This is a genomic window from Blautia sp. MSK.18.38 (assembly GCF_024460535.1).
GTDB lineage: Bacteria > Bacillota > Clostridia > Lachnospirales > Lachnospiraceae > Blautia_A > Blautia_A fusiformis.
Genome location: NZ_JANFYP010000021.1, coordinates 1 through 26,619, shown reverse-complemented (window position 1 = coordinate 26,619; position 26,619 = coordinate 1). Strand labels below are relative to the sequence as shown.

At 43.0% G+C, this 26,619-nt stretch carries 29 protein-coding genes and 1 pseudogene; all 30 read right to left on the bottom strand.

Annotation, left to right across the window (positions count from 1 at the left end):
- Positions 1 to 11: 11 nt before the first annotated feature.
- The 30 genes and pseudogenes from NE638_RS13015 to NE638_RS12870 all read right to left on the bottom strand — a co-directional run bounded on the left by NE638_RS13015 (position 12) and on the right by NE638_RS12870 (position 26,449).
- Positions 12 to 566, bottom strand: coding sequence for a flavin reductase family protein (locus tag NE638_RS13015; RefSeq protein ID WP_118608478.1), 555 nt, complete (start codon positions 564 to 566; stop codon positions 12 to 14).
- A 20-nt stretch (positions 567 to 586) separates the two neighbouring features.
- Positions 587 to 1,090: a flavodoxin gene (locus NE638_RS13010; RefSeq protein WP_118608477.1), complete on the bottom strand. Its 504-nt coding sequence runs from the start codon at positions 1,088 to 1,090 to the stop codon at positions 587 to 589.
- A gap of 128 nt (positions 1,091 to 1,218) precedes the next feature.
- Positions 1,219 to 2,220 carry an aldo/keto reductase gene (locus NE638_RS13005; protein ID WP_015528537.1) on the bottom strand — a complete coding sequence of 334 codons (1,002 nt, stop codon included), beginning with the start codon at positions 2,218 to 2,220 and terminating at the stop codon, positions 1,219 to 1,221.
- Between the two features lie 144 nt (positions 2,221 to 2,364).
- Positions 2,365 to 3,051 (bottom strand): flavodoxin, encoded by a 687-nt coding sequence (locus tag NE638_RS13000; protein ID WP_021650493.1) that lies wholly within the window; start codon positions 3,049 to 3,051, stop codon positions 2,365 to 2,367.
- A 45-nt stretch (positions 3,052 to 3,096) separates the two neighbouring features.
- Positions 3,097 to 3,729, bottom strand: a complete 633-nt coding sequence (locus tag NE638_RS12995; RefSeq protein ID WP_006427000.1) for a flavodoxin family protein — start codon at positions 3,727 to 3,729, stop codon at positions 3,097 to 3,099.
- Between the two features lie 18 nt (positions 3,730 to 3,747).
- The gene (locus tag NE638_RS12990) at positions 3,748 to 4,635 is read right to left on the bottom strand and encodes an aldo/keto reductase (RefSeq protein WP_015528535.1); all 888 of its coding nucleotides are present in this window, start codon (positions 4,633 to 4,635) and stop codon (positions 3,748 to 3,750) included.
- A gap of 117 nt (positions 4,636 to 4,752) precedes the next feature.
- The gene (locus NE638_RS12985) at positions 4,753 to 5,679 is read right to left on the bottom strand and encodes a prolyl oligopeptidase family serine peptidase (RefSeq protein WP_021650492.1); all 927 of its coding nucleotides are present in this window, start codon (positions 5,677 to 5,679) and stop codon (positions 4,753 to 4,755) included.
- A gap of 17 nt (positions 5,680 to 5,696) precedes the next feature.
- Positions 5,697 to 6,389, bottom strand: a complete 693-nt coding sequence (locus NE638_RS12980) for a DUF4405 domain-containing protein (protein WP_021650491.1) — start codon at positions 6,387 to 6,389, stop codon at positions 5,697 to 5,699.
- Positions 6,390 to 6,547: 158 nt separating this feature from the next.
- Positions 6,548 to 7,522 (bottom strand): LysR family transcriptional regulator, encoded by a 975-nt coding sequence (locus NE638_RS12975; RefSeq protein WP_330364100.1) that lies wholly within the window; start codon positions 7,520 to 7,522, stop codon positions 6,548 to 6,550.
- Positions 7,462 to 9,423: pseudogene (locus NE638_RS12970) on the bottom strand (recombinase family protein). Before NE638_RS12970 ends, NE638_RS12975 begins: the two are co-directional and overlap by 61 nt.
- On the bottom strand, positions 9,420 to 10,256 hold the full coding sequence (locus tag NE638_RS12965; RefSeq protein ID WP_173746336.1) for a coiled-coil domain-containing protein: 837 nt from the start codon (positions 10,254 to 10,256) through the stop codon (positions 9,420 to 9,422). The pseudogene NE638_RS12970 and the gene NE638_RS12965 overlap by 4 nt, the downstream one beginning before the upstream one ends.
- Complete coding sequence (locus NE638_RS12960; protein WP_173746333.1) at positions 10,256 to 11,332, bottom strand: recombinase family protein; 1,077 nt, start codon at positions 11,330 to 11,332, stop codon at positions 10,256 to 10,258. Before NE638_RS12960 ends, NE638_RS12965 begins: the two co-directional genes overlap by 1 nt.
- 181 nt (positions 11,333 to 11,513) lie before the next feature.
- Positions 11,514 to 11,675: a hypothetical protein gene (locus tag NE638_RS12955; protein ID WP_158526416.1), complete on the bottom strand. Its 162-nt coding sequence runs from the start codon at positions 11,673 to 11,675 to the stop codon at positions 11,514 to 11,516.
- Positions 11,676 to 11,823: 148 nt separating this feature from the next.
- Positions 11,824 to 12,054 (bottom strand): hypothetical protein, encoded by a 231-nt coding sequence (locus NE638_RS12950; protein ID WP_021650484.1) that lies wholly within the window; start codon positions 12,052 to 12,054, stop codon positions 11,824 to 11,826.
- A 4-nt stretch (positions 12,055 to 12,058) separates the two neighbouring features.
- Positions 12,059 to 12,379: a DUF6508 domain-containing protein gene (locus NE638_RS12945; protein WP_173746331.1), complete on the bottom strand. Its 321-nt coding sequence runs from the start codon at positions 12,377 to 12,379 to the stop codon at positions 12,059 to 12,061.
- A gap of 463 nt (positions 12,380 to 12,842) precedes the next feature.
- Positions 12,843 to 13,556 carry a succinate dehydrogenase/fumarate reductase iron-sulfur subunit gene (locus NE638_RS12940; RefSeq protein ID WP_330384935.1) on the bottom strand — a complete coding sequence of 238 codons (714 nt, stop codon included), beginning with the start codon at positions 13,554 to 13,556 and terminating at the stop codon, positions 12,843 to 12,845.
- Positions 13,553 to 15,097: an FAD-binding protein gene (locus tag NE638_RS12935; RefSeq protein WP_173746329.1), complete on the bottom strand. Its 1,545-nt coding sequence runs from the start codon at positions 15,095 to 15,097 to the stop codon at positions 13,553 to 13,555. Before NE638_RS12935 ends, NE638_RS12940 begins: the two co-directional genes overlap by 4 nt.
- Positions 15,094 to 15,633: a pilus assembly protein PilX gene (locus tag NE638_RS12930; RefSeq protein WP_173746327.1), complete on the bottom strand. Its 540-nt coding sequence runs from the start codon at positions 15,631 to 15,633 to the stop codon at positions 15,094 to 15,096. The genes NE638_RS12935 and NE638_RS12930 overlap by 4 nt, the downstream gene beginning before the upstream one ends.
- A gap of 10 nt (positions 15,634 to 15,643) precedes the next feature.
- Positions 15,644 to 16,162 carry a DUF6921 family protein gene (locus NE638_RS12925; protein WP_021650478.1) on the bottom strand — a complete coding sequence of 173 codons (519 nt, stop codon included), beginning with the start codon at positions 16,160 to 16,162 and terminating at the stop codon, positions 15,644 to 15,646.
- A 16-nt stretch (positions 16,163 to 16,178) separates the two neighbouring features.
- Entirely contained in the window at positions 16,179 to 18,533 is a 2,355-nt protein-coding gene (locus NE638_RS12920; RefSeq protein WP_110102353.1) for a heavy metal translocating P-type ATPase, read from the bottom strand.
- Between the two features lie 58 nt (positions 18,534 to 18,591).
- The gene (locus NE638_RS12915) at positions 18,592 to 18,951 is read right to left on the bottom strand and encodes an ArsR/SmtB family transcription factor (RefSeq protein ID WP_021650476.1); all 360 of its coding nucleotides are present in this window, start codon (positions 18,949 to 18,951) and stop codon (positions 18,592 to 18,594) included.
- A gap of 492 nt (positions 18,952 to 19,443) precedes the next feature.
- Entirely contained in the window at positions 19,444 to 20,958 is a 1,515-nt protein-coding gene (locus NE638_RS12910) for a glucosaminidase domain-containing protein (protein ID WP_110102350.1), read from the bottom strand.
- A complete protein-coding gene (locus NE638_RS12905; RefSeq protein WP_021650473.1) occupies positions 20,955 to 21,371 on the bottom strand; it encodes a phage holin family protein in 417 nt (138 codons plus the stop codon). Before NE638_RS12905 ends, NE638_RS12910 begins: the two co-directional genes overlap by 4 nt.
- A gap of 92 nt (positions 21,372 to 21,463) precedes the next feature.
- Entirely contained in the window at positions 21,464 to 22,864 is a 1,401-nt protein-coding gene (locus NE638_RS12900) for a hypothetical protein (RefSeq protein WP_173746325.1), read from the bottom strand.
- Complete coding sequence (locus NE638_RS18455; RefSeq protein WP_244094845.1) at positions 22,864 to 23,037, bottom strand: hypothetical protein; 174 nt, start codon at positions 23,035 to 23,037, stop codon at positions 22,864 to 22,866. Before NE638_RS18455 ends, NE638_RS12900 begins: the two co-directional genes overlap by 1 nt.
- Positions 23,038 to 23,052: 15 nt before the next feature.
- The gene (locus NE638_RS18450; RefSeq protein WP_244094844.1) at positions 23,053 to 23,334 is read right to left on the bottom strand and encodes a hypothetical protein; all 282 of its coding nucleotides are present in this window, start codon (positions 23,332 to 23,334) and stop codon (positions 23,053 to 23,055) included.
- Positions 23,325 to 24,860, bottom strand: coding sequence for a hypothetical protein (locus NE638_RS12885; protein ID WP_244094843.1), 1,536 nt, complete (start codon positions 24,858 to 24,860; stop codon positions 23,325 to 23,327). The genes NE638_RS18450 and NE638_RS12885 overlap by 10 nt, the downstream gene beginning before the upstream one ends.
- 164 nt (positions 24,861 to 25,024) lie before the next feature.
- Positions 25,025 to 25,309: a hypothetical protein gene (locus tag NE638_RS12880; RefSeq protein WP_021651675.1), complete on the bottom strand. Its 285-nt coding sequence runs from the start codon at positions 25,307 to 25,309 to the stop codon at positions 25,025 to 25,027.
- Positions 25,310 to 25,353: 44 nt separating this feature from the next.
- Positions 25,354 to 25,956, bottom strand: a complete 603-nt coding sequence (locus tag NE638_RS12875) for an alpha/beta hydrolase (RefSeq protein WP_044961585.1) — start codon at positions 25,954 to 25,956, stop codon at positions 25,354 to 25,356.
- A 34-nt stretch (positions 25,957 to 25,990) separates the two neighbouring features.
- Positions 25,991 to 26,449 (bottom strand): hypothetical protein, encoded by a 459-nt coding sequence (locus NE638_RS12870; protein WP_330384604.1) that lies wholly within the window; start codon positions 26,447 to 26,449, stop codon positions 25,991 to 25,993.
- Between the last annotated feature and the right edge of the window lie 170 nt (positions 26,450 to 26,619).

Below are 26,619 nucleotides of genomic sequence, written 5' to 3'. Positions count from 1 at the left end.
ATCACCTGTCCTTATTTTAACTTTGCTCCATCCTTAAAAGCATTTCCCACACGTTCTCCAAGTCTGTAATATCCGTGATGTACCGGATCATATGTAATTGGTGTAAACTTACTAAGATCAATTTCTCCGTCATCACCGAGATATTTCTCATCTGCACTTACATTTTTAATTTCCGCAAGATACTTGCTGCCATCAATAACTTTTACAAGTTCACACTCAAGAGTCAATGGAAGTTCATTGATGATTGGTGCATTTACAAATTCACCTTTCGTTGTAGTAAAGCCTGCTTTTTTCATCTTATCTGCTTCTTTATTTGCAGAAACAATTCCCACATAATCGCAGGCAACCAGATGTTCAAGATCTGCCACCCCTACTGTAAAAGCCTTATTTTTTATAATATTGTCTGTTGTCTTATGGGCAGACAAATCTACAATAATCTCATTTGCACCTACAATTCCGCCCCATGCAGCGTTCATTGCATTTGCCTTTCCATTTTCATCATAGGTTCCCAGAATCATAACCGGCTGTGGATATAAAAATGGCTTTGCTCCAAAATTTATTCTCATTGTTTTATCTCTCCTTATGGTTATTTGTTTATATCAGTATTTATCTGCCCAATCCATTCTGTAATCACCTCTTCTGAAGTTTCCAGATGATCTTTTCCTTTGGAATCAAACTGAATCTGCATTTCATGTGCAAAGGCAGCTCCTTTGCAATTTTCCTTCATATCTTTTATAACATGCCCCGGCCATCCACCATTTGTCATAAATGGAATCACTGTCTTTCCTGTAAAATCATTTGTTGTCAAAAATGTAAGCACTGCAGGTGCCATCGTATACCACCACGTTGGAGTTCCGATAGCAATCACATCATAATCAGCAAGATTTACAGATATCGGATTGATCTGAGGCATAAAGCCTGCCTCTACCTCTCTTTTTCCCTGTTCAACCACATCTTCATGACTGCCGCTGTATGGCTCTGTTGTTTCGATTCTCGCAATATCTGCACCTGTCCCATTAGTCAGCTGCTCTGCAATTCTTTTCGTGTTTCCATTTGACCAGGAATAATATACAACTAACATTTTCTTCATTATCTCTATTCTCCTTTACTTATTTTAACCCCTGTAAACAGATAGATATAACCCACCATGACTACCGCTAAGAAAGCCACTATTACCCCGATGGTTATCTTTTTCCTTGTTTTCATTGCTCACCTCTTTTATTTCTTCTGTATTTTTGAACCTCCAAACACCTGCGACATCGGCATATGGGCAAGCATCTCATCAATAGATTTTACTTCATCCTGAGTCAGCTTTATATCTGCTGATTCCATATTTTCTTCCAGTCTATTTACTTTTCTTGTTCCCGGAATTGGTACGATATATGGTTTCTTTGCAAGCATCCATGCAAGAGAAATCTGTGCAGGCGTGGCATTTTTTTCTTCTGCAATCACTTTCATCCAGGACATAAATTCATTATTTTCCTTTAATCCTTCTTCTGTAAACTGTGGCATTGCGCTTCGATAATCTCCCGGCTTTTCAAATTCCCCATGGGAATGATATGCTGCTGTCAGTAATCCATTTGCAAGCGGCGAAAATGCAACAAATCCTATTTTCAATTCTTCAAGCACCGGGAATAATTTCTCATAATCCCTGTACATCATGGAATATCTGTTCTGAATCGCTGTAACCGGGCATACTTTATGTGCACGTCGAATAATCTCTTCACTGGCTTCTGATAACCCCCAGTGTGTGATTTTTCCCTGCTCCATTAACTCCTTCATAGCTCCTGCCGTCTCTTCAATCGGTACAGTCATGTCAATACGATGAATATAATATAAATCAAGATGGTCTGTGTTAAGTCTCATTAAAGATCCCTCAATCGATGCTTTAATCGTCTCCGGTCGTCCATCAGGAATCAAAGGTTTATTTACAGTTGTTGCAGTTTCATCAAAACGTATCCCACACTTTGATGCAAGGACAATTTTGTTTCTATATGGCCTTAACACTTTCCCAAGCAGTTTTTCATTGTGATGAGGGTCTTCTGTTGTTCCGTATATCTCTGCCGTATCAAAAAATGTGCAGCCTTCATCGATCGCTTTTTCAATCAATTCTTCTGCTTCTTTCTGTGTTGAAACAGTTCCATATGCATGACTCATTCCCATACATCCAAATCCGATTTCTGATACTTCTAAGTCTCTTCCTAAAATTCTTATCTCCATCTTTATCTTCCTTTTCTATATTTCAAACTTTACTGTAAGTATAAGAAAAAGAGACTCCGGACAGAAGTCTCTCTTTGTTAGGCAGTTTAAACCTAAAGGTTATGTCTTACTTATTACGATTCCTCCAAATATTTTTTTATTCTTTTATAATCCAAGACTGTCTATCCATGAACTGATATCTGATTCAGACGCTCCACCATGGAATCGTTCCCCTTCTTTCCAGTCACCTGTTCCTGTCATCTCTTCCAGAAGATTACCGCTGTCACCGATTCCCGAGGTCGCTGCTGTACAGAATGGGATGACTGTTTTTCCTGTAAAGTCATTCTCTTTTACAAAGTTATCTACTGACCATGCTGCAATTCCCCACCAGATAGGATAGCCAATGTATACCGTATCATATGAATCCCAGTTATCAACTGTTGTAGACACCAGTTCCACATCTCTTAAGCTCTCATCATCATGTTCTCTTGACACCCGGCTGTCATCATCTGTCCAGTCAAGGTCATCATCTGTATATGGCTCCACAGGCTCTATTTCAAACAGATCTGCCTCTGTAATTTTTGCTATCTTTTCAGCAACATCTTTTGTATTTCCTGAAGCTGAATAATATACAACCAATATTTTTCCATTTCCTGTTGATGTATTTTCTGTTGTATCTGTAGTGTTTTCGGAATTTGTATCCGCTTCTTCATTTCCAGACTGGTTTGTACTTATAGACTGGCTGTCATTATTAGAAGCAGACTGGTTTGTATTGCTTGCTCCACATCCTGCCATCAAACCGATTGCCACGATGCATGTTAAGAGTACTGCTGCTATTTTCTTTGTTTTCATTCTAAGGTCACCTCCTGTCGTATAAAATGTTTGTCACGCTAATTTCTATCGGATGAAATTGGTAAATACAAAATCCGGTGCCTTTGGCATTTCAATTCCCATTTTTGTCGCAACATTTTTACAGTTAATGAAATATGCCATATTGTTTCCAAGGATCTGCATAACCTGCATTCCTTCGAGATCCTGTTTTACTTCATCCGGATTCGTCCCATGTACCATATTCCAATATCTCGATGTAATGATCGGCATCTGCATCAGACCAAAATATTTATTTACCTGGTCCCATGTGGCCGTTGTTCCGGCCCTTCTTGCTGAAATTACCACAGCGGCAGGTTTCAGGCGGAATCTGTCGCCGCCACCGTTTAAATCGGCATAAAAGACTCTGTCCATAAAGGATGTGATTGCACCGCCTGCACCACCCCAGTGTACCGGAGTTCCAAATACGAATCCGTCATAATCCCCTGCTATTTCCAGAAATTCATTCACGATATCATCCAGGATGCATTTATTTTTTTCCTGACATTTTCTGCAGGCAATACACCCTGAAATCGGCTTGTTTCCAATCCAAAAAATATCTGTACTTATGCCATTTTCGTTTAATGCACTGGATACTTCACAAAGAGCTGTATAAGTACAGCCATTTTTGTGTGGACTGCCATTGACAAGTAATACTTTCATTGATTTTTCCTCTTATGCTTACCAGTTCTTTTTTTCTTTTGAACTGTCATTATTCTTTTTTCTTTCCTCAACCATCTTCACGAACCATTCCACCATATTCGGATCCTGATGCGAGAAGAAGGAGCTTGTCTTCTTGTCCAGTTCTGCAATAGTCTTCATATCTTCATCAGAAAGTGTAAAATCAAAAACATTAAAGTTTTCTTCCATTCTCTCAATGTGTGTTGATTTCGGAATAACCACTACCCCTCTCTGAATATGCCAGCGAAGCATAACCTGTGCCGGAGTCTTCTGATATTTTTCTGCAATCTCTGCGATGACAGGATTCTCAAAGGTGCCTCCTCTGCCCTCACCGAATGGTGCCCATGCTTCTAACCGGATATCATATTTGTCTGCCCATTCCTTCATCTCTTTCTGCTGATTGAAGATGTGGGTTTCCACCTGATTTACCATAGGTTTAATACGGTTGAAGGATGCAAAATCAACCATTCTGTCTACATAAAAGTTGGAAATTCCGATTGCTCTGATTTTTCCCTCATCGTACAGATCTTCCAATGCATGGTAAGCACCGTAAGCATCTGAAAATGGCTGGTGAAGCAATACCAGATCCAGATAATCTGTCTTTAACTTTTTCATGGATTCAAGAACTGATTTCTTTGCTTCTTCATATCCATAATGTTCGACCCACACCTTTGTTGTAAGGAAGATTTCTTCTCTTGGAATGCCTGACTTTTGGATTGCATTCCCAACCTCTTCCTCATTAAAATAACTCTGTGCTGTATCAATCGCCCGGTATCCAACTTTTAAAGCATCAAGCACACATCTTTCACATTCCTCTTTTGTTACTTGATATACGCCATATCCCAGTATTGGCATTTTTACACCATTATTTAATGAAATATATTCCATTGTCGTATCCTCCTTGTTTTCTTTCATTCATCTTACATTCATACTCTAATACTGATAGATTCCTTTGAGAAGTTTCGATAAGTTTTTCAGTCTTAACCTTTCGGTTTATTCTGGTTCTTACTGATTGAACAGCCATCCCATAATTTCTTTGTCACGACAAAACAGATAGCCACCGCCATGCTGATAAGTGACCGGTGTTCCTTCAAAGTAATCTTTATCTTTTACATCCAGTACCACCAGTTTATCAATCTCTGATTCCGGTAATCCCTGTTCTTTGTAAAGCTCATGTATCTGCTGGTATGCCTCTTTAAAAGGTTCTGATCCATAGTATTCGTCGCTTTCGCCAATCACAAAATATACCGGCGTTTTCATCTCCACAACCGGCTCATATGCACCATCCCACTGAGAGCTGCACATAAGTGCCGCTGTATATAATTCCGGCTGCTTTGCCAATACCAGTGACAGGGTTTCTCCTCCTCCGGAATAACCATTAATATATACTTTCGATGGATTAATAATATAATGCGTCAGAAAATACTGTGTCAGTTCAATTGTCTGATCTGCTGATGTCTGTCCCCAGTCATTTAACTGTGGAGCTACAATAATCATATCGGTAATATACTTCTGTGCTTCAAATCCAAAATCTTCTGTCCGGATATTTTCTCCCACGCCCTGAAAATATAATCCCTGATATCCGGGTAATGTTACATATAGTGCATATTCCTTTGTCCCGTCATATGCATCCGGAATATATACATTGTAATGAATGTCCCCTTCATTTGGAGAATGAAGAACATTATCCAGGAGGAAGCCCTGGTATTCTTCGCTTCCCGGCGTAACATTTTCCAATTCATCTCCGGATGTATTTTTTTCTGTATTTTCTTTTTTCTCATCTGTCTTCTGCTGTACGGTCTGTACCTGGTTTATTGTTTGTTGATTCTTCTTTTCATCCCTGCCGGGTTTTGAAAAGTAGATATATACCATGATTACCATTGCTAAAATAACAACTCCAATAATTGTAAGTACTAATTTCCGCTTTTCCATAAATACACCACCTTCTTTCAGTATGAACCTTTTCGTTTTCTCTTACCTGTTTTCTTTAGAAACACTCCACTATAATATCCAATAAATGCTATCAACATCATTACTGCCAGATAATCCAGCAGAAAAGGAAAGATCCCCTTTTCATAATCATAAAATACAAAATGCATCCTCATAATCAGATAATCTCCTATCTGTCTCCTGTAAAATGCATATAAACCATAACCTGCAATTGTGGTTGCGACAGATCTTGCTGCCCATGTTCTGATGACGGATGGATGTTCCCATAATCGTCCTGCCATTGCTACCGCTATATTCCAATGAAATCCGAGATGTAATGACATCACCACCAGTCCCCAGTATGCGCAAAACATATGTATCTGTCTGGCTGTCATATATGTTCCGGAAATCTTTATCCATTTAAATATGTGATTTGACAATAATATTCCACTTATCATGGAACCCATTATAAGAATAAGCATGATGATAACCAGTACTATCTGTATCACTCTGAACGCATTATATTTTCCTTTCCTTACAGAGGTCACCCATTTATGATTCAGTATGTAATGTGAAATAAAAAGCACAAGCATCGCCATACCAATCCACTCATGTGCAGTCTCGCTGAGCAGACTATATGGCATAAGAAGAAGCAAACATATCGTCATTCCTATATCTATCAATATTTTTGCTGTAAATCGTTTATTTTTCATATCCTACCTCTTATCTAAAGCATTCTTATTGTCTTTATTTGCATATAGTATCCTCCATTTTCACTTCAGCTAAAGTATAACAAAACGAGACTCCATTAGAAGTCTCGTTTTGTTATTCAGTATTAACCTTTAGGTTTCTACTCGCATGTATTCAATTTTTATTTTACCTTGTTAATAGCATTTATCAGCCGCTTAACCTTAATGGACGGTTTTTTCGAATGAAGAATTCCAAACGGCATAGTATAATCCCACTCTACTGGAATGATTCTGATCAGTGGATGAACACTTTCCCAGCTCTTGAATGCCAGTAATACCTCATTATTGTTTTCGCATCGGTTAAATGCTTCTACATTGTACAGATTAAAGTCTACAATATTGATTTCAGGATGATTTTTCATCATATCATCCCTTAGCATATCGCCATAATAACTCCATCCTCTTCGCATGAGCATAAGATTTTCTCCAGCCAGATCATCAAGTGTAATTTTTTCTTTTTTTGCCAGCCTGTGATGAATTGATACCGCCACACAAAATGGTTCTCTTGAAATCTCAGTGCCATCACAGCCTCTGAGTTCAAGCATTGTTTCATCAAAGATTCCAGCTATCACATCAATATTCTTTCCCATATTAGCCAGTATCTCTCTTGCATTCTCTGGTGTATTTTCAAATGTAATCAATTTAAACTTCATCTCCGGATATATTTTCTGTATCTTAGGCCAAAGTTCCACAAAAACTTCCGGTGGCGTCATCGGAGATATTCCAACACGAATGATTTCTTCATTATGATTCATTGCTTCCTGCGCCCGTATCAACGATTCTTTTGAATATTGAATCAGATATTTTGCATCCTGATAGAGCGATTTACCAGCTTCCGTAATAATAAGACCTCTGTGTGTTCTTTCAAATAATTGCAAATTTAAGCTGTTTTCCAAAGAATTTATCTGTTTAATAACCGCAGGTGCACTTATATATAATTCTTCTGCCGCTTTACTAAAACTTCCAGCTTCTACAACGCAGATAAATGTATCAAGTTGTGGATTATACATCATGTAATTCACTCCTCTTTGTGATTTTAAATCATCTGAAATGCTTTCAGTGCCCCAATAATTGCCTCTTCTTTCTCCTTCGGACATTGTGGTTGCTTTGCTCCCTCTGACCTAGGAATATTAAAATTCTCCGCTAATTTAATTCCACACTTTCTCTTCACCTGTGCAATATACAGATTAGATACCTTCATCCCATCATTATACTCTGCAACATACTTCTTTATCTCCTCATAAGTAGCCTTGCTCTCAGCCGCCGTTAAATCCATCTCGTCCATGTCAAGTCTCACATTCACATGATGCTTCGCTTCATGGAGTTTGGACAATAAACATACCGTCTCGACTGTGTTTTCGTTGAGCAACCGAATTGCTTCGCCTTCAAAACCTTCATAATACACCGGAAATGCCAGATCAATCTGCCTGATGATGCGCCCATCATCCATCTTTTCCGGGTATAACTCAATTGCATCAATAAACAACTGCATAAATTCCTTTTTTTCAATATCTGACATTTCTGCATACAGTATATCAAACTTTTGCAGGATTTGGTACAGTTGTTTTTCACCAATTTATCTTCCATACGCTGCCTTAATCTTTTCCTCCACATCGGCAATCTCATTCTCAAAACCAGAGATCCTGTCATAAAGATTATCCAGACGGTCCTGCATATCCTGGAACTTCCTTGCATAATGCTTATCGCCAGCATCCAAAGCATCCAACATCACAAGCAGTTTATTCTTTGCCCCGACAACCTGCTGCAACTGCCCCTTCAGCTGATCCCGTTCCTCTTCCAGATTTGAGACATCCACCTTTTCCTGCAATCTTTCTCCAATATACTCATGAAACCTTTCATCAGCAATCATCCCCCTGATGAACCATTCCACCTCTGCATTGATCTCATTTTGATTCAATGATGGCTTAAAATCACAGAAATGTTCTTCATCAATCTTTCTCCTGTGCTGGCATCTGTAATAGAAATCATCCTTATATTCACCAGATTTCTTATTCTTCCTTCTCCTCACCGTCCCTGCCATTCCAGCACCACACACCGGACACTTCAAAAGCCCCGACAAAATATGTTCATGCTCAAGGCTATGTGTCTTATTCCACTTAACCCCCGTCCTCTTCCTTTTCTCTCTCGCCGCCTCCCACGTCTCTTCATCCACAATCGCCTCATGCAGTCCATCTGCCAGCAGGTAATCATCAGTCTTCACACGCCGGTATTCATCCCTCGTTCCCTTCACCTTCTCCATAACATTCTTCCCGTAAGCAATCTTCCCAGTATAAACCGGATTATCCAAAATCTTCATGATCAGTCCTCTGGCAAAATAGTTCAGCTCATGCCCCCTGACCTTTTTCTTCGTATAACCTCTCTGGTTCAGATAATTACAGATAGCATCTGCCCCCATATCCGTATGCCCAAACTTGTCATAAATAATCCGCACAATCTCCGCTTCTTCCTCATTCACCACCAGAGTGCTATTCTTGGAATCCAGATCATATCCGAAAGGAGCCTGTCCGCCATTCCATTTTCCCTCTCTGGCCTTCTGCTTTCTTCCTTCCATTGTCTGGACCAGAATATTCTCCCTTTCAATCTCAGCCACTGCCGACAGCACCGTGATGGTCAGCTTGCCGGAATCCTTAGAAGAATCAATCCCGTCTTCCACACAGATCAGATTCACTCCATAATCCTGGATAAACTGCAGGGAGTTTAAAACATCTGCTGCATTCCTTCCAAAACGTGACAGCTTAAACACCAGAATAAATGCCACTCCGTCACGTTCCTCGGACACATCCTGCAGCATCCTCTGAAACTCCGGTCTGCCCGTAATACTCTTTCCGGATTTACCAGCATCACAGTATTCCCTGCCCACTTCCATTTCTTGGAACTCCGCAAACTTCATCAGCCTTTCTTTCTGTGCCTCCAGACTGTAGCCGTCCACCTGCATTGTCGTAGAAACACGGATATAAATATAACATTTCTTTTTCACACTGCACTCTCCTTCCTGTACTCCACATCCTCATCCAGCATCCGGAAATGCTTCAAGGCATCCAGAATTAACACTTCCTTTTCCACCGGACAGACCGGCACATGATTCTTATTTTTAGCCGGCTTGTTATAAGCCTTTCCCACATCCAGACCATACTTCCGTTTTACCTGCGCAATATATAAGGAAGAAACATTCATTCCATACTTTCCTTTCACATATGCCCTGATCTCCGCATAGGTTGCTTTTGCCTCAGAAGCAGTCACCCGATGCTCTGTACAGTCTACTTCAAATGTCACCACTTCATCCGGTTCATCATTCTCTGCCCTTTTTCCTTCCTCCTCATAATAAACCGGAAAACGAAACACAATCCTTTTCAAAATCCTGCCGTCTTCCCTTTCTTCCTGGAAGACATCAATTCTTTCAATGAACTGCCTGCACAGCTCCCTGCGTTCCTTGCAGTTCATTCTCTCAAACAGCAGGTCAAAGTCATCAAGAATCTTCTGTATATTATCAGAAGAACGAACGCCTTTCTTCAAAGCCTCCATCCGCTTTTTCAGCTTCCGGATCCTTTTCTCCAGAATCTCGATTCTGTCATAAACCTCATCAATCTCTGACTGAACAGCCTCGTATTCATCATCATAATCTTCTGCAAGAACATCCAGATTATCCAGTTCCGCCCCCAGCTTATATTTCAGATGCTCCTGACTGTGCAGTTCTTTTCTGGTTCTTTTCAGATCCGCTTCACAAGCATCCAATGAACTCCTGTCACCAACCGTATTCATAACCGTCTGACGGAACTCCCGCGTCTCTGTCACCTTTCCAACAATTTCCATCACAGCTCCGTCCAGTTTTTTCTGATTGTACGTCCAGCTACAATTACAGACACGCCCTGCACTCTTACGATAATTCCGGCATCCATAAGAATAAACAATCTTATAATAGCCCCATGATTATTGTTCTTTCGTTTATTCTTTTTTGTAATCATTCCAGTTCCGCACACTGGACACTTCACCAAACCAGACAGAATACTGATTCTCTCCGGATCATCCACCTTTTTCTGCGGCCTTCTCAGCCTCTTCCGCTTCTCCTGCACCCGCATCCAGACATCTTCCGAAATAATTGCCTCATGCTTTCCCCTGACGGAAATGATCTCTTTGGGATTTTTCTTAATCTCCTCAGAATTTGTCCGCCTGTTATATACGATCATCCCATAATAAATAGGATTTCCCAGCACCGAAGAAACAAAATCCGAAGTGATAACCTTATCCTCTCCCTTCACCACACGCTTATAACCATTCTCATTCATCCAGCCCACAACCGTATTCAGCATCATATCCGGTTCCAGATACTTCTGATAAATCATCCTCACCAGATCCGCCGCCTCAGGAACCACCACCAGTTCCTTATTCACACTCACATATCCATACGGCACGCCGCCGCCCGGCCATCCCCCATTCATCAGCTTCTGCATCCTCGCCGTCGTGAACTGGACTGTAATATTCTCATGCTCCATTTCTGCCACAGCCGACAGGATAGCAAGTGTCAGACGTCCGCCCTGCGTGGAACTGTCAATGGCATCCTCAACACAGACCAGATCCACATCAAAATCCATCAACAGCTGCACAGACTTCAAAATATCTGCCGCATTTCTTCCAAAGCGGGATAACTTAAACACCAGCACACAGGAGATCTCATCTTTCTCACAGGAAATGTCATCCATCATTTCCATAAAAGCCGGTCTGCCCTTGATGCTCATTCCAGATCTGCCTACATCACAGTATTCCCTGACCACTTCCATTTCTTTATAGTCCGCATACTTCCGAAGCCGCTCTGTCTGTGCTTCCAGACTGTATCCCTCTGTCTGAGCCGCTGTAGAAACACGGGTATATATGTAACATTTCTTTCTCAAATCTTCACCTCATTTCGGTTGCCCATCGTCATACGGTTGCCGTACATAAAATATATCGGAATCACCAGTCTGTGCCAACTCGCAGAACGACCAAAAAAACTGCCCCAAAATCCACCTTCTCCTATGCGGTTTCCATAGCGCAAAAAGACCGGCAGCCCCAAAAGACCACCGGCACACTCGATCACTTCCCCTGCAGCTGTGAATTTCTCTCCTCAATCTCCCCCAGAACCACATCCCCGTACTTCTGGATCATTCTTGCCAGAAACTCTGCACACTTTTCCATGTTTAGCCTGGCCTGTTTCTCCGTCAGTCTGCCGGTATCGATCAGTTCAATTTTTCCCATAGCCAAAAACCACCTCCTACTGTTCCAAGGAGTCCTGGTCCCTGATTTTTTGACTTTCCGGACAAAAAAATAAACCCGCTGCCATCCACAGATTTCTCCGCAAACAGCAACAGGTTTCCCCTGATCATTTATTTACTTTATCATCCGTTCAATACCATCGGTCATACGGATTCCCACGCACCCTCTTTGTCTCTGGTGCCTTCTCAATACTCTTTTCAGCTTCTTCCCTCGTTGCAAACAGCCTGTGAGCCTTCACCTGTATTCCGCCGCCCGTATCTGTAAAACGTACCAGGAACATCCCGCCGGAACACCTGCGGATCTCCACTTCTCTCACATACCTGTTTGATTCCACAATATATGCAGTATCCCCGACTTTCATAAAATCACACTCCTGCACTCAAAACATCCTTCATCCTCACCAGAACAGGAAGCACCTGCCCGTCAGCAAATCTCCGTTCAAAAGAACCATTGGAAAAATAATCTTCTCTCAGCAGCATTGTCAGCAACGCCGTACAAAGTTCATAATCCGCTCCCGGAACACGTTTCAGTTCCTCATTACAGTCAATCGGCTCCGTAATCATGTAATCCCCATAATTTGTTTTCAAATCTCCTATTGTCTTTAACAGATCTGCATACAGATTCTCTTGTGGATTCTTTAATTCCAATATTTCCTGAATTTTTCGTAGTTTCTCTGACTTTGTCAATGCTATACACCACCTTGATAAACGTTCGAATATATGTTCTTTATATTTTAACATATACCCAATAATTATTCTAGCGCAAAATATATTCATGTAATATCCACAACAGCAAGGTTTCGTTGCGACTACGAAATTGATACAATTTAACGGTGCACACCCTTGTGAACACCCCTGTTCGCCTTTCGTTAAATAATTAAAATAGGCTACTCTTTTGCATATTTCTGATCAGCCTGTTTCTTCCATAAAAAAAGAGACATTGACATAATTTGATCAATATCTCTTCTGCTGCTTTGCTGAGACATATTCTTCCGACTGGATATACTTCTCAGGGAAGCATCAAATTCATCCTTGACGGAATCCAGTCCATAATAAAACCGCTACCACACCGAAACAAAGGATATGTCTCTATTTTTGGTAAAACCATAGATGTAGGTTAATCATGTTTTTTTAATCAGCGTTTTGATACTCACTGTCTTCCCCAAATAGCTACCGAATTTGACCTCACGATCAATTCTTCGACAGGCAGACCAATCGGGCAAATGTTATGGCAAGCTAATGATTTCCCGCATCCCTCAAAATAATTTTCCTTATATTGAGTTGAAACCTCATTCCGATGGCTTATTTCCTGTTCTTCATTCAGAATCCGAAATGCGTTGACTGCAGCAACAGCGCCTGCGAAAGTCCCATTTGCAGAGAAGTTAGGACACACTTCAAGGCAGCAGCCACACATCAGACAGCGTGCCGACTGGTATCTCGGTTCATGTGTCCACGGATTCATATAAGCTTCACTTTCAAGCCAAAGGTTCAGTTTTTTCAAATTTTCAAACAGAATTGACCGGTCAACGATCAAATCTCTTACAAGCGGAAATTTGCTTAAAGGTTCCAAGGTGATTGTAGAACCTTTTAACGTATGTAGAAATGTAGAGCATGCCAGCCTCGGACGTTCGTTAATCAGCATGGCGCAAGCCCCACATTTTCGCACCATACAGCTACATTCCCAGCTGATGGGAGTAACTATATTCCCTGAATTATCTTTCAAAGGTGTTCTACTGTTCAATTCCTTTAGAACATTGGCAACAGAGCTGTTTTTGCTTCCGTCAAACTCAAATTCCTGCCAATAACTGTCTGATTTCTGACTCTCCTGCCGCCTGATTCTTATTTTATATACCAAGTGAATCACCGCCTTTCTGGAACAGGTACAAAGGAAATCTGTATCTGCTTTCCATCAAATCTGGCTACCGTTGTTTTAAGGTAATCATCGTCATTGCTCTTCGGATAATCCTCCCGCCAGTGTGCACCACGGCTTTCTTTTCTTGCAAGAGCACTCTTTAGAACTGCCATGCCAATCAATGGAAGATTTCCTGTCAGCGCTTGTACCGTTTGGATCCCATTTAACAACGTATTCTCATTTCTGACAACGCCCATAGTATCCTGCATCACTTTGTTTAATTGCTTTATTTCTAAAATTTGAGACGTTGGTGGAAAATCTATCTGTGTCGCACAAGATAGATCTACTACATCTGCCTGTTCACATGCTGATTTTGCCGCAACACGTCCTCCGTACAATGCGCCCAACAGGGAATTACCACCCAGACGGTTTGCACCATGATATTGGGCACAGCATTCCCCGGCAGCATAAAGATTCTGAATCGACGTTCTGTGCTGTTCATCCACAAGAATACCACCCATGAAGTAGTGGATTCCTGGCAAAACAGGCACCGGTTCCTTCCGGATATCCTTATGCAGATATGTCATGCAGTCATCTGCTAAGCCAGACAGCTTATTTGAAATGACCTCCTTCGATATTTCCGTCATATCAAGAAATACCTCGGATTCATGGCTGACCTTCCATATTTCTCTGGCGGTAATATCACGGGGCATCAGATTTCCAAGCTCCGGGTATTTTTCCTCCATGAAATACCACGGCTGATTGTTTCTGAGAGCAAACAGCCTACCGCCTTCCCCTCTAGCTGCCTCGCTGATAAGCATACGTTTCCCGCCGCATTCCACAGTAGTCGGATGGTACTGGATCATCTCGCCATTTGCCAGAGGAACACCAAGCCGGAACAATTCTGCGGTGACTTCTCCTGTATTGCTCAGCGAACCCGTTGTATTTCCAAACAATCCGTGCATACCACCGGTGGCAACAATAACCGCATCCCCCGGTAATTCCACAGTCTCCTGACTGTATTCATCCCTGATTACGCAGCCACAACAAATATTGCCACACAGACGAAGTGTTAGGAAAGAATGATGGCTGAACCGTTCTACCATACCAGATGCTTCTTTCCTGCGAACAGCGTCTATCATAGCTGTCATGATCTGCTTCCCGGTATCGCTCTGTGCAAAAGCAGTCCGTTTCTTTTTCTGCCCGCCAAAATTCCGCAGATCCACATCATCATAGCCACTCATGTTAAATTTAACTCCAAGTTTTAGCAACCAGTGCACCAGCTCCGGTGCTGCCTGTGTCATTCCCCAAACTGCATTTGGATCTGCCAGACCACATGCTGCCTTTATTGTATCTGTAAAATGTTCTTCGGGACTGTCGTTTTCATCTTTTGTATTCAAAGCTGCGTTGATACCGCCCTCCGCCATAACAGACTGTGCCCGCTCTGACGGAAGGGAGGAAACCAGTTTTACATTGCATCCATTTTCCGCTGCCTGCAAAGCCGCTGAAAGTCCTGCCAATCCAGCACCTATAATAATAATTGTCTTACTCATAGATATTGCCACCCAATATAATATAAAATAACCGCTCCCGCTATAAAAAGAAGAAGCACCGAAAGGATCAAATAAATATCGCTCCTTCGTTCTTTATAACTAATGATTCCCAGTGATACGAGCAATGGGCGTATATTGATAAAAATATGAACAAAGATTGCCGCTACGAACAAAAGCTGAGTTACCATCTTTACCGTTGTAAAAGGGAACAAAATATATGTCCCATTCTGCACCTTTCCAAACAAGCCAATATGGAATAACAGCAGAATCAGTATTGCCATCCCACTGGCTCGTCTCGCCCAAAATATGGCGTTCTGTCTCAGATACATTTTTCCTGATTGCTTCGCTGTCTGTAAACTCTGAACTGTCAGGATGACACCAATCACCGTATGCACAACAAGAATACCAACACCAATCCATGCAAGAAGTTTCCCTGCACTACTTCCAACTCCGTTCAGCATAAAGCTGCCCATGATTCCATGAATCATAAAAATGAGAAGCATTAAAACAGACAAAATCGTATTCCATTTTCTCATAAATTCCCGCTCACCTCATTTCTTCGCTGTCCATGATCATATAGTCCATCTGTGTTAGCGTTGTAACGTCAATAAAATCATCCGATGCCAGGAATACATCATACTTTCCACTTACCACTCTTGATAGCATCATTGTGTTACTGTACTCTTTCAGATCTACGAAAAAGCCGGCCTGTTTCAACCTGTCACAGAGTTTCTTAGCATAACTGACAAGCGGATAATCCGTCTCAGATACATATAACCGAAAACTAATGTCCGTTTTCATGAGATCTGTTTCATTTGTTTCCGAATCGTCCAGTGCCAATTCTTTTAATTTATTCCGGGTGTTCTCGTTGTCGAGACCATCTGACATCATATTAATACCGAGAACATAAGAGCCTTCCAACTGTGCGGAGGCTTGAGCCGCCTTTTTTGACTTCGGTGTTGCTCCTGTGACTGCATCAATCATAGAAGGCGGTGAATGCAAAAGTGCACCGAAACCTGCAAGAAAAACAATTGTAACTGCTAACAGAATCAATTTCCGTTTCACATTGCCACCTCGTTTCTTATTTTTTCAAAATCCTCATTGCGTTCAAGACGGCAATTATGGTAACGCCTACATCACCAAATACAGCTTCCCACATTCCAGCTATACCCAGAGCACCAAGGATCAGGAACACACTCTTAATTCCAAGGGCAATCACTATATTCTGCATGACAATTTGCTTTGTCGCTTTTGCCACATCAATCGCATCCACCAGCTTAGATGGTTCATCTGTCATCAGAACCACATCTGCTGCTTCAATGGCCGCATCTGAACCAAGACCACCCATTGCGATACCAACATCCGCACGAGCAAGGACAGGAGCGTCATTGATACCATCACCAACAAAAGCTAATTTGCTTCCCTGTCTCTTTTTACTGTCTAAAAGCTCAACCTTTTCCACTTTTTGATCAGGAAACAGTTGTGCATAATATTCATCCAACTGCAATTCTTCCGCAACAGCCTTTCCGATTTTTTCATCATCACCAGTAAGCATGACTGTTTTTTCCACACCGATATGTTTCAAATCAGAAATTGCTTTTTTGCTGTCCGGCTTTACTTCATCTGTTATCAAAATGCATCCGGCATATTGACCATCTACTGCTACATAAACCTTTGTACCAACTTTTTCACAGGCTGTGTACTCCACATGCTCTGAATCCATAAGTTTCGTATTGCCAGCATAAACTTTCTTCTTTCCTGCCATGGCACTGATTCCATATCCGGAAATTTCCTTGTAATCAGAGATAACTGATTGGTCAATTTCTTTTCCATAAGCAGAGAGAATGGATTTTGCAATAGGATGGTTAGAAAAGCTCTCTGCCTGGACCGCATACTCCAGAACCTGTTCTTTTGAAAATCCATTTGCAGGCAGAATATCAGTCACATTGAAAACACCCTTTGTAAGTGTTCCAGTTTTATCGAACACAATAATGCTGACATTATTAAGCGCCTCTAAATAATTACTTCCTTTTACAAGAACACCTCGTTTAGATGCCGCACCAATACCTCCGAAGAAAGTCAGCGGGATTGAAATGACCAATGCACATGGGCAAGATACCACAAGGAAAACAAATCCTCTGCGAATCCACTCTGTCCAACCTCCACCAAGAAGGATCGGTGGCAGAATTGCCAGAATAGCTGCTAAGATTACAACAACAGGAGTGTAATAACGTGCAAATGTAGTAATGAAATTTTCTGTTGGTGCTTTTCTACTGGACGCATTCTCCACAAGATCAATAATCTTTGAAGCAGTAGATTCACCAAATGCTTTCGTTGTCTTAATCGTTAAAACACCCGTCTGATTCATACAACCGGAAAGTGCTTCGTCTCCTTTATGAACGCTTCTCGGAACCGATTCTCCAGTTAAAGCCCTCGTATCCAGCATAGAATCTCCATCCAATACCACACCGTCTAATGGGATTTTTTCACCAGGCTTTACAATAATAATCTCGCCAATGGCAACACTTTCAGGAGATATGGTAATCAATTCTCCGTTCCTTCTGACTGTAGCACAATCCGGACGTATATCCATTAAATCTGATATAGATTTTCTGGAACGCTCAACAGCCAATGACTGGAAAAATTCACCAACTTGATAGAACAGCATAACAGCAACTGCTTCCGGATATTCACCAATGACAAAAGCACCAATCGTAGAAACGCTCATCAGGAAATGTTCATCAAACACACGTCCCTTTGAAATATTCCTCACAGCTTGCCATACAACATCCCCGCCAAGAATAATATAGGAGACAATGAGAAAAACTAACTCGACAGGCAGTGGCACTTTCGCAAAAACTGTCAATGCCATACCAATACCATAGATTGCTGCGCCAATCGCTAAACGAATCGTCAACTTCTTGTCCTCATTGTTATAGGATGTATTGGTATCCTGTTTTTTTGCAGGTATATAGTATTCCTGTGCAATTTCGGAAACTTCTACATCTGGCTCATGGCTGTGGACAATCGTTTCAATCTGACTGGCTATTGTATTTGCGGCAACTGGAGCAACATTGATTGTCAGCGTCTGCTTCATCAAATTTACAACTGAGGATTGTACTCCATCCAATTCTCCGACTTCTTTTTCAATTTTTGCGGAGCAGTTCGGACAGTCCAAGCCCTTTAACAAATAACTCTTTGTAACGGGGATAATTGTTTCTTCCTGAACCTCCACACCCGGCTCATGGCTGTGGACAATCGTTTCAATCTGACTGGCTATTGTATTTGCGGCAGCTGGAGCAACATTGATTGTCAGCGTCTGCTTCATCAAATTTACAACTGAGGATTGTACTCCATCCAATTCTCCGACTTCTTTTTCAATTTTTGCGGAGCAGTTCGGACAGTCCAAGCCTTTTAATAAAAATATTCGTTTCATAATGACCTCCTTGTAATTTGTTTAGTTGCTCAATTGCTCAACTATAATGCTAAAAATATTATTTCTGCCATAGATGCTCAAATCCCTTATCAATAATCTCTTTCACATGATCATCTGCCAGAGAGTAGTAAACTATCTGCGCTTCTCTACGGAATTTTACCAAATTCGCAAGACGCAATGCCTTTAACTGGTGTGAGATTGCGGATTTCGTTACCCCCAGTAGCACAGCAAGATCACATACACACATCTCACTCTGTTCCAGAGCGTGTAAGATTTGTACTCTGGTACCATCTCCAAATAGCTTAAATAAAGATGCCAACTGGATATAATCATCTTTGGGTTGCATCTTGGATTTCACATCATTCACAATATCCTCATGAATCACATCACAATTACAAATATAAGACGGTTTAGACATACACTTACCTCGTATAATCGGAGTTGAATAGTTGTTCAACTATGATTATATTCATTTTTTGTTCTATGTCAATAAGATTAGTAAATATCTTCTTGGATTTTTGTTTTTAACTGCTTAATACTTTTGTACCGCATCAAAGAATGTGTAGATGAGTTTGAATATAAATTCAAGGACTCCGAAACAGGAAAAATTAAAAAGTTCAAGATAACAGAAAAAAGGATTGTTACTTTTAATCCCAGACTAGCCAAGAAGCAGATATATGAGATTAACTTCTCTTTTTTCTTTTCGTAAAGATTCCTCAAAGTATCTTCCTTTTTCTGATATCTATAAATGAGCAAAGTTCGTGATTTTGCAGAAAAAAAAGATACCTCGATTCCGGATGTTATATTGAAAGCGACCAAAAACTCCACAATGGCAAACAGGGCTTTGCCCTAACAAAAAAAGGCTTCACACCACGACCACCGCCGCAATGCAAAGCCTCATCACTCACTATTATATTCTTGTCACAAAATCCAGCGAGATCCACCCATTCCGCTCTTTCTCATACGCTTTCAGCAGCCCCCACTTTGATGCTCCGACACCGTCAGCCTCAGCAACAATAGTAAAACAGCCAACACCCGTATATTTTCCAACCTTCTCCTGATCCGTTCCCGGCTTCTTCCGGATATTCAGATCCGAAATCTCCACACGAACCAGATACGGACGAAACACCTCTTCCTGCTTCTTATCCACGGAACTGTACACTGCCTTTCCATTCTCATCAAACACCGAAAATCCCGGATGCTCGTCTGCACATTTCTTTGCATTGTCCAGCACCTGAAATGCTCCTGCCTGACTTCTAGCATCCTTCCAGTCTTTTCTCACCCGGTACCAGACCTTTTTCTCCACCTTCACGCCATCAAACCGTGTCAGCCCATACTTCTCAATGATGGCACAGATCTTCTGTACATAAAAACTGTCCGTTGCATAGCCGCCATCCTTAATGATCCGGACAGCCTTCCGGTAATCCTTCTCCCCGGCCAGTCCCGCATATCTCTTTTTCTTCCCATTCATTGCGCCCAGCAGATAAGCAGAATGATCCGCAATAGACTGCTCCACACAGACATACTTCCGGAAATCCGCAGTCACCGTGTACAGCTTTCCGGTTCCATCATCCTCCTGCGTCTTCTTCCGGTACTTATTGGTTCCATCCCAGATACTTCCATTCCAAGTATTCCCAGACAACACGCACTTCATCCCAAAACAGTTATTTGCCTTCTGCGCCAGTTCCGTCCTGCCATAACCCGATTCCAGAATAAACTGCGCCGCAGACACCGAAGCCAGAATCCCACTGGTTTTCATATCCTCTGCACACAGCACTCCAATCCGCTCCGCTGCCTTCTCATCGGAAATCCCCAGAAACACAGAAGCCTGCGTCCCTTCAGCTTTCCCAGACATAGCAGCCTTCACAGCTTTCCTGAATCCATCCATCGTATAAGGCAGTCCCAGACCTTTCCACAGATGCTCCGGATCTCCATGATTTGTAGCAATTCCCCTTGCGTGTCCCTCTCTATGGGAAATCACCACACCATCTGCCAGCGGATCCAGACCAAACTTCTTACAAAGCATGGCAAACAATTCCACCGCTACTTCATACGTCCGCACTGCCGATGCCCTTGCCTTCGCCAGATCGGAGCAGGTAAAACCAGATCCGCTTGTGTACCGGATGCAGGCAGGCTCACACATCTCCACACCAATATGCGTATTATTTCCACTTCCCTTACTACCGGAGCCACAGTGCCATCCCCTGTGGTTCCATGGCAATGCCTGATACACCGTTCCATCATTTCCATCAATAAAACCATGCACACATGCACTTCCAAAAGAAGTGTGATTCCAGGAATCAAGAAAAACCTGTGCTCTCGGCTGCGGACATCCAACCGAGTGAAGCATCAGGCCTTTTACAGTAATTTTTCTCCCTGCAGTATAGCAGGGATTCTTAGTCAGAAAACTTTCAACCAGTCTCATTCCCCATCACTTCCTTTCCCTCTGTCATGCAGCTGTTCCAACACATCTTTCATCTTCTGCGGGATCGGCAGCCCCAGATGTCCTGCATTCTCCAGCAAGCTCACACCCTCATTGGAAATATAGAAAAAGATCACCGCTGTCCTCAGCACGGATCCGTTCCCGATCACAGCCACATCCAAAATATTGGCCATTCCCACCAGCAGAAAGATCAGCACCTTCCTGCAGATCCCCCGGAATCCCACCTCACTGGAAAGCGTATGGTCCGCAAAAGCACACATCACCCCGGTCAGATAATCGATCACCACAAAAGCGATCAGGGCATACAGAAGCCCGTCACAGCCTCCCATAAACCAGCCCAGCCATCCGCCTACAGCCATAAAAACCATCTGAATAAAGTTCCAAAATTCCTTCATGCCAGAATCCTCCTCCCATGAAAAAAGCAGCCTCCATTTCTGAGAACTGCCGTAAATAAGTTTTCTATCTCCATGCCTTGCGGCAGAAAGACCTACATTGTTTCCTCCGTCAGCGTATACGTGATCTTCATCGTTTTGTCCGTATTCTTCACCACCGCTGACGAAAGATTATTAATACTTGCCAGATAAGGCGTCAGAAGGTAAGCACACCTGTGCTCCTTCCCGTAACTGCCGCCCCACATAAACACAAAGTTCTTATACTGGAACAAAGGCGTTGCCATGGCTTCAAACCTTGCACTCCCCTGTGTTTTGATCACCCTGTCATCCGCCGTGATCTGGAAATCCCCTGCCACGATCATGTCACCGAGAAGCGTCATATACACCTCACAGGAACCAGCCTCCCCAAGGGATTTCAGTTTGGAAGTAAATCCCAGCGGGATCAGCGTCACATCCGCTGAATTTGCAACATTGATCTTATAAACTCCCTTCTTATCATAAGAAGGCACATACAGATACCCCTTCCTCACACAGCATTTTACATTCCGCTCCGGATAGGAACCGTCCTTTGCCCTTGTGCCCACTTCCGACAGCTTCGCCTTGGACAGTGTCCAGCTTCCCTCCGTAAAGGAATAATCCTTTTTGGAGATCCGGATCCACACCATCTTCGCATCCCCGGAAGCATTCGGCTCATTGGAAAATCCATACCAGTATCCGTCATGTCCGTCCATAAATTCCCCGTACTTCGTGTAATCCCCAAGGAACGTAAAACTTTCCGTTGTCAGTGTCTGTTCCTCCAGTACGGTATACGTGGTATCATCCAGCTTCTCATTCAGCCCGATGTTAAACACCGGGATCCGGATCTTCGTAATGGTCACACTGGAAGTCCCAAAGGTGATGGAATACAGCAGGTTCTTTTCAAAATCCAGTTCCACCGCCTCAAACAGTGTCATCTGCTTCGCCTTCGGGATATCCCCGATATCCACCTTTTTCAGAAGCAGGAACGTGCTGGCATCCCCTGCCGCACTGCCAAAAGCATTCTGCCCGCCCAGGGCACTGGTCAGTGCCACAGCTGCAATATTCCCGTTTCCCTGGCTGGGAGTGAACTCCCACGCAAACTTATATCCATTGTCCAGTTTCTTGCTCTCCGTCTGGTTCAGGCTTCCCCTCGCCACATTGGAACCGGAATTAACATTGTTGGAAGCATAAGCCACCGGCAGGTTCTTCCCCTGCTCGTAAATATGATCCGCCTTTTCTTCCAGCACTGTCGGAAACAGCAGGATCCCGCCGATCATGTTCGGGCAGATGGGAAGCAGCGTCCCGTTCCACAAAACAGAATTGTCATACTCCCCGCTGGCTTTCAGATAAATCCCCATGGGATTCAGCCCCAGAATATTGTTCACTGCCTCCGTGATCATGTTCGTCTCCTGAACTGTCTCCACCGCACCCGTATTCGTATCGGTCAGTTCAATGACCATTTCACCTTTCAACTTCATCACACACCCTCCATTTCTACCGGCCTGCAGAAACCGCTGATTCCCGCTCTCTCAGCAAAATACACTTCAAATCCTCTGTTCACCGTCTCCTTCATCTGCATGGACAGCGATTCCCGGAAACCATTCACATCCAGTCCTCCGCCAATGGCAAATCTCGTGGTATAATCTTCCACCTCAAGCTTTCCGTCCTAGGCTTCCCCTGCCGCCATTGCCTGTCCGCTGACAGAGGCAATGCAGTCTCCCACATCAACGGTCCCGCTGCCATTCTCCATCCAGAGATACACATTGAATGTATTCGTATAATTGGCAACAATCTTCTCAATGGGATAATACAGCGACAAAATATGTTTCCCTGAATGCCAGGTCTCCACCGGACAATGCTCCACGATCTCCTCGTTATTAAATTCAAAGACCACATGGCAGACCGCCTGTCCGTCTTCCTGCCACTTCACCGGCAGGCTCACATCCACAGAAACCTCCGAACCACTCCCGGTTCCGGATCCGGAATCCGAGCCACCAGCGACATCATCCGTACTCCCTGTATTCTCATCCCCGGAAGTATTTCCAACTTCATTCCCTGCCGCATCATTTTCAGAACTTCCTCATCCGATGTCTCCCCGGTTCCATCAGAACCACCCGTACCACTTCCAGTTCCACTGCCGCTTCCGCCCGGAAATGGAATCACCACAGTCCCGGAAGCCTCCGCAGACCGTTCCACCGGATCCGCAGCCACATCCACAACAACCTGTGCAAAAAACTGCATATGGTTTTCCTCAGAAGAAGCAAACTGGATACTGATCAGCTTCACCTTCGTCTGCCCGATCTCATGCGCGGAAGCATTGGTAAACATATGGATCCCGATCTTCCCGGTCTTCGCATTGTCTTCAATCTGATTCAGCAGTCCCGAAATATTCTTGTCATTTCTTGACTTTGCCTGAGCCAGCCTCGGGTTCTTCCCCACACATTTCAGGCTCTGCTTTCCCCCGATCTTCTGTCTGATGGAAGTGATGCAGGTGATCTGTCCCTCATCCGCCTGTCCTCCTGCAAATGTCAGCACATCCCCCGGATCCAGGGCAGGGTTCCCGATTGTATCCGAATCAAAAGGTACATAGTTGATCACTGACAGATCCGTCAATATATTCCTGCACAACATCTCTCTGGTCTCTGCCAGTCCAAACTGCAGAAGTGGGTTCACACCCAGATTCATGGTCAGCCCGTTATCCGGATCCAGAGCATAATACTCTGCAATCTGCGTCTGCTTGTTGGTGGAACTCACTGCCGTGTATCTGGTAATAAAATCCGAAAAACTGGAAGAAAAACGGTGTCTCTGCTCCACCTTCATCACAGGATCCTTCCCGTACTTTCTCAGTTCCAGTTTTCCCTCCCTGTTGATAATAAAGAAACCTCCCAGAACCTGTGCCACATAAAACAGCACGTCCCGGCAGGTCTCAATATCATTTTCAGTATAAACAGAAAGCGTCACCCCGCCATTCGGCATGGCATCAATCTCCGCCCTCTTATTCGCAAACTCCACTTTACACCGCTTACAGCACAAAGTAATAAAATCATAAGCAGTCCCCACAGTCTCAAATCCGTTGAAACTCTTATCAAACCGCAGCATAAAATCATACGCCTTCAGTTCCAGGCACTTCGCCAGACGGTTCGCCTCACTGACCTCAAAAACTCCCATCGGCACATCTTCCACCGAACCATCCGCCAGCACCAGATGAAACACCAGCGTCACCAGTGCATCCTCCAGCGTATACCTGTCAATATCACTCAGAAGTGTGATCCCCATCTCCGCAGCATACACCGTTCCCAGCTCAATCTCCGTACTCCCACAGCACTGCCTGGAAATATACCCGGAACCCTTCACAATCTCCTTTGCCCCGAACTCATACGTCATTCCGCCCTTGGTAACGATTGTACCCGTCCAGTAATATTTTCTTGTATTACTCCTGACTGCCCTCAGAAAAGCATCCGACACAGGATACATCCCGCCACCTCCATTTCCCCACGAAAAAAGCACCAGCCAACCAGGTGACTGATGCCTTCGTAAATATAATCATCCTATCTGTTGTAAGTCCAGTGTTTCAGGTACCATTCATGCAGTTCTTCTGTTGTTTTACAGCAGTCTGCAATTTCTTCTCCCTGTGATATCTACCGGCAGGTTTCCCGTCTGAATGTAGCAATATCCAATGCACAAAACTTGTATGTTCCGCCTCGTCTGTGCATCACTTCATCATCACACTGGAACTCAAAATAATCATCCCCGTCCAGAACAACCTTTCCTGTCAGGTTCCACACCCCTGACCACGGAGGACCATCATCCCCCGGAACACAGAAGGACAGCCTTCCATCTTCCAGAATAACAGGAGCCACCGCAATATTTTTCATCCGCGGCATATATGGCTGTTCAAACCAATACGCTTTCCTCTCATCCATTTCTCTTCATCTCCGTGATAACCAACTTCCCTGCAAGCTGGAATTTATTTGGAAGATTTTATTATCCATTCATCAAGAAATTTCATTTGTTCATCCGTATGAAACCAATGCTCTCCATTTTTCATAATAGAAAATGTTGAATTAGTCCTCTGTACAAATTCAAATATCGTTCCATAAGCGGTAAGATTATCTTTTTCACCATACAAAATGTGCGTTGGGATTTCCCATATAATAGGATTTTCTCTTGCATAGCAAAGATAATCCCATGAAAGAGTCTCTCCAAAGGTTGTCTGAATTTCTTTTTTCTCTTTGAGTTCATCCTCTGTAACATTTGCCCAAATCATCATATCAGCAATAAGCCTTTCCATATCTACAACGGGCGAAATAAAATATGCTTTCTCTATTTGCTGATTTGATAAGGCATTGATAGCAAAATACGCTCCAATGCTATTGGCAATTACTTCAACCGTCTTGTAGTTTCTATAAATTGAATTAAAAAGTAATGGAAATTCTTCTTTTGCTTCCCATGGAAACTGTGCAGTATAGTCGAGACCAATCACATCACAATTACTAAAGAGCGGTTTGTAATGAATAGCTTCTTCAGCATTACCACCTTTTCCATGTATATAAATAACTGCTTTATCCACAATAGTTATCCTCCACAAATTCAAATTGTTACACTTAAAAAAGCGGAATTTCACCATCATAGTTTTCTGCTTTTTCCAATAGCGGTCCTTTAGCTCCCATCGTAAACGCGATGTCGCTACTGCGGATAGAGAGCAGCTCCATTCCGGGTCTCACCTTCAAAAAATCCATCATTTTCTTCGTAAGAAGAATTTGCCCCTCCTGTGAAATCTCTACCCAGCAGTAGGAACGCCCCTTGTATTTGATAAATTCGCCAGAACCTGCTGAGTAATCAAGCAACGGTGGAGTATCGTCCAAAATGTGACCAAGTTTTGACGGATGCAAAAGGCCTTTCCGGGTGACGCAGAAGCCACCGGTAATCTTACTTCCGGTAAAAAGATATACTTTTCCTTCATCTGCAATGTGATATTCTTCCATTGCCTGCGGTGGAATCCGCAATGTTCCATCCGTCCGAATGAGTGATTTCCCGAAAATAAATTTTCCTCCCTTATTCATTTGTGGCATAAAAACACCTCCTGAAATTCCGATTTTAATGTCTCTATTATACCATAATGATACTATTATAAAAAAGGAAAAAGAGCTCCTTCGAGCTCTTTTGATTCAGTTCTGTAGTCGAGTAGACTAAGACCTCTCAATCTTAGCCCCTCACAGATCCGTACGTGCGG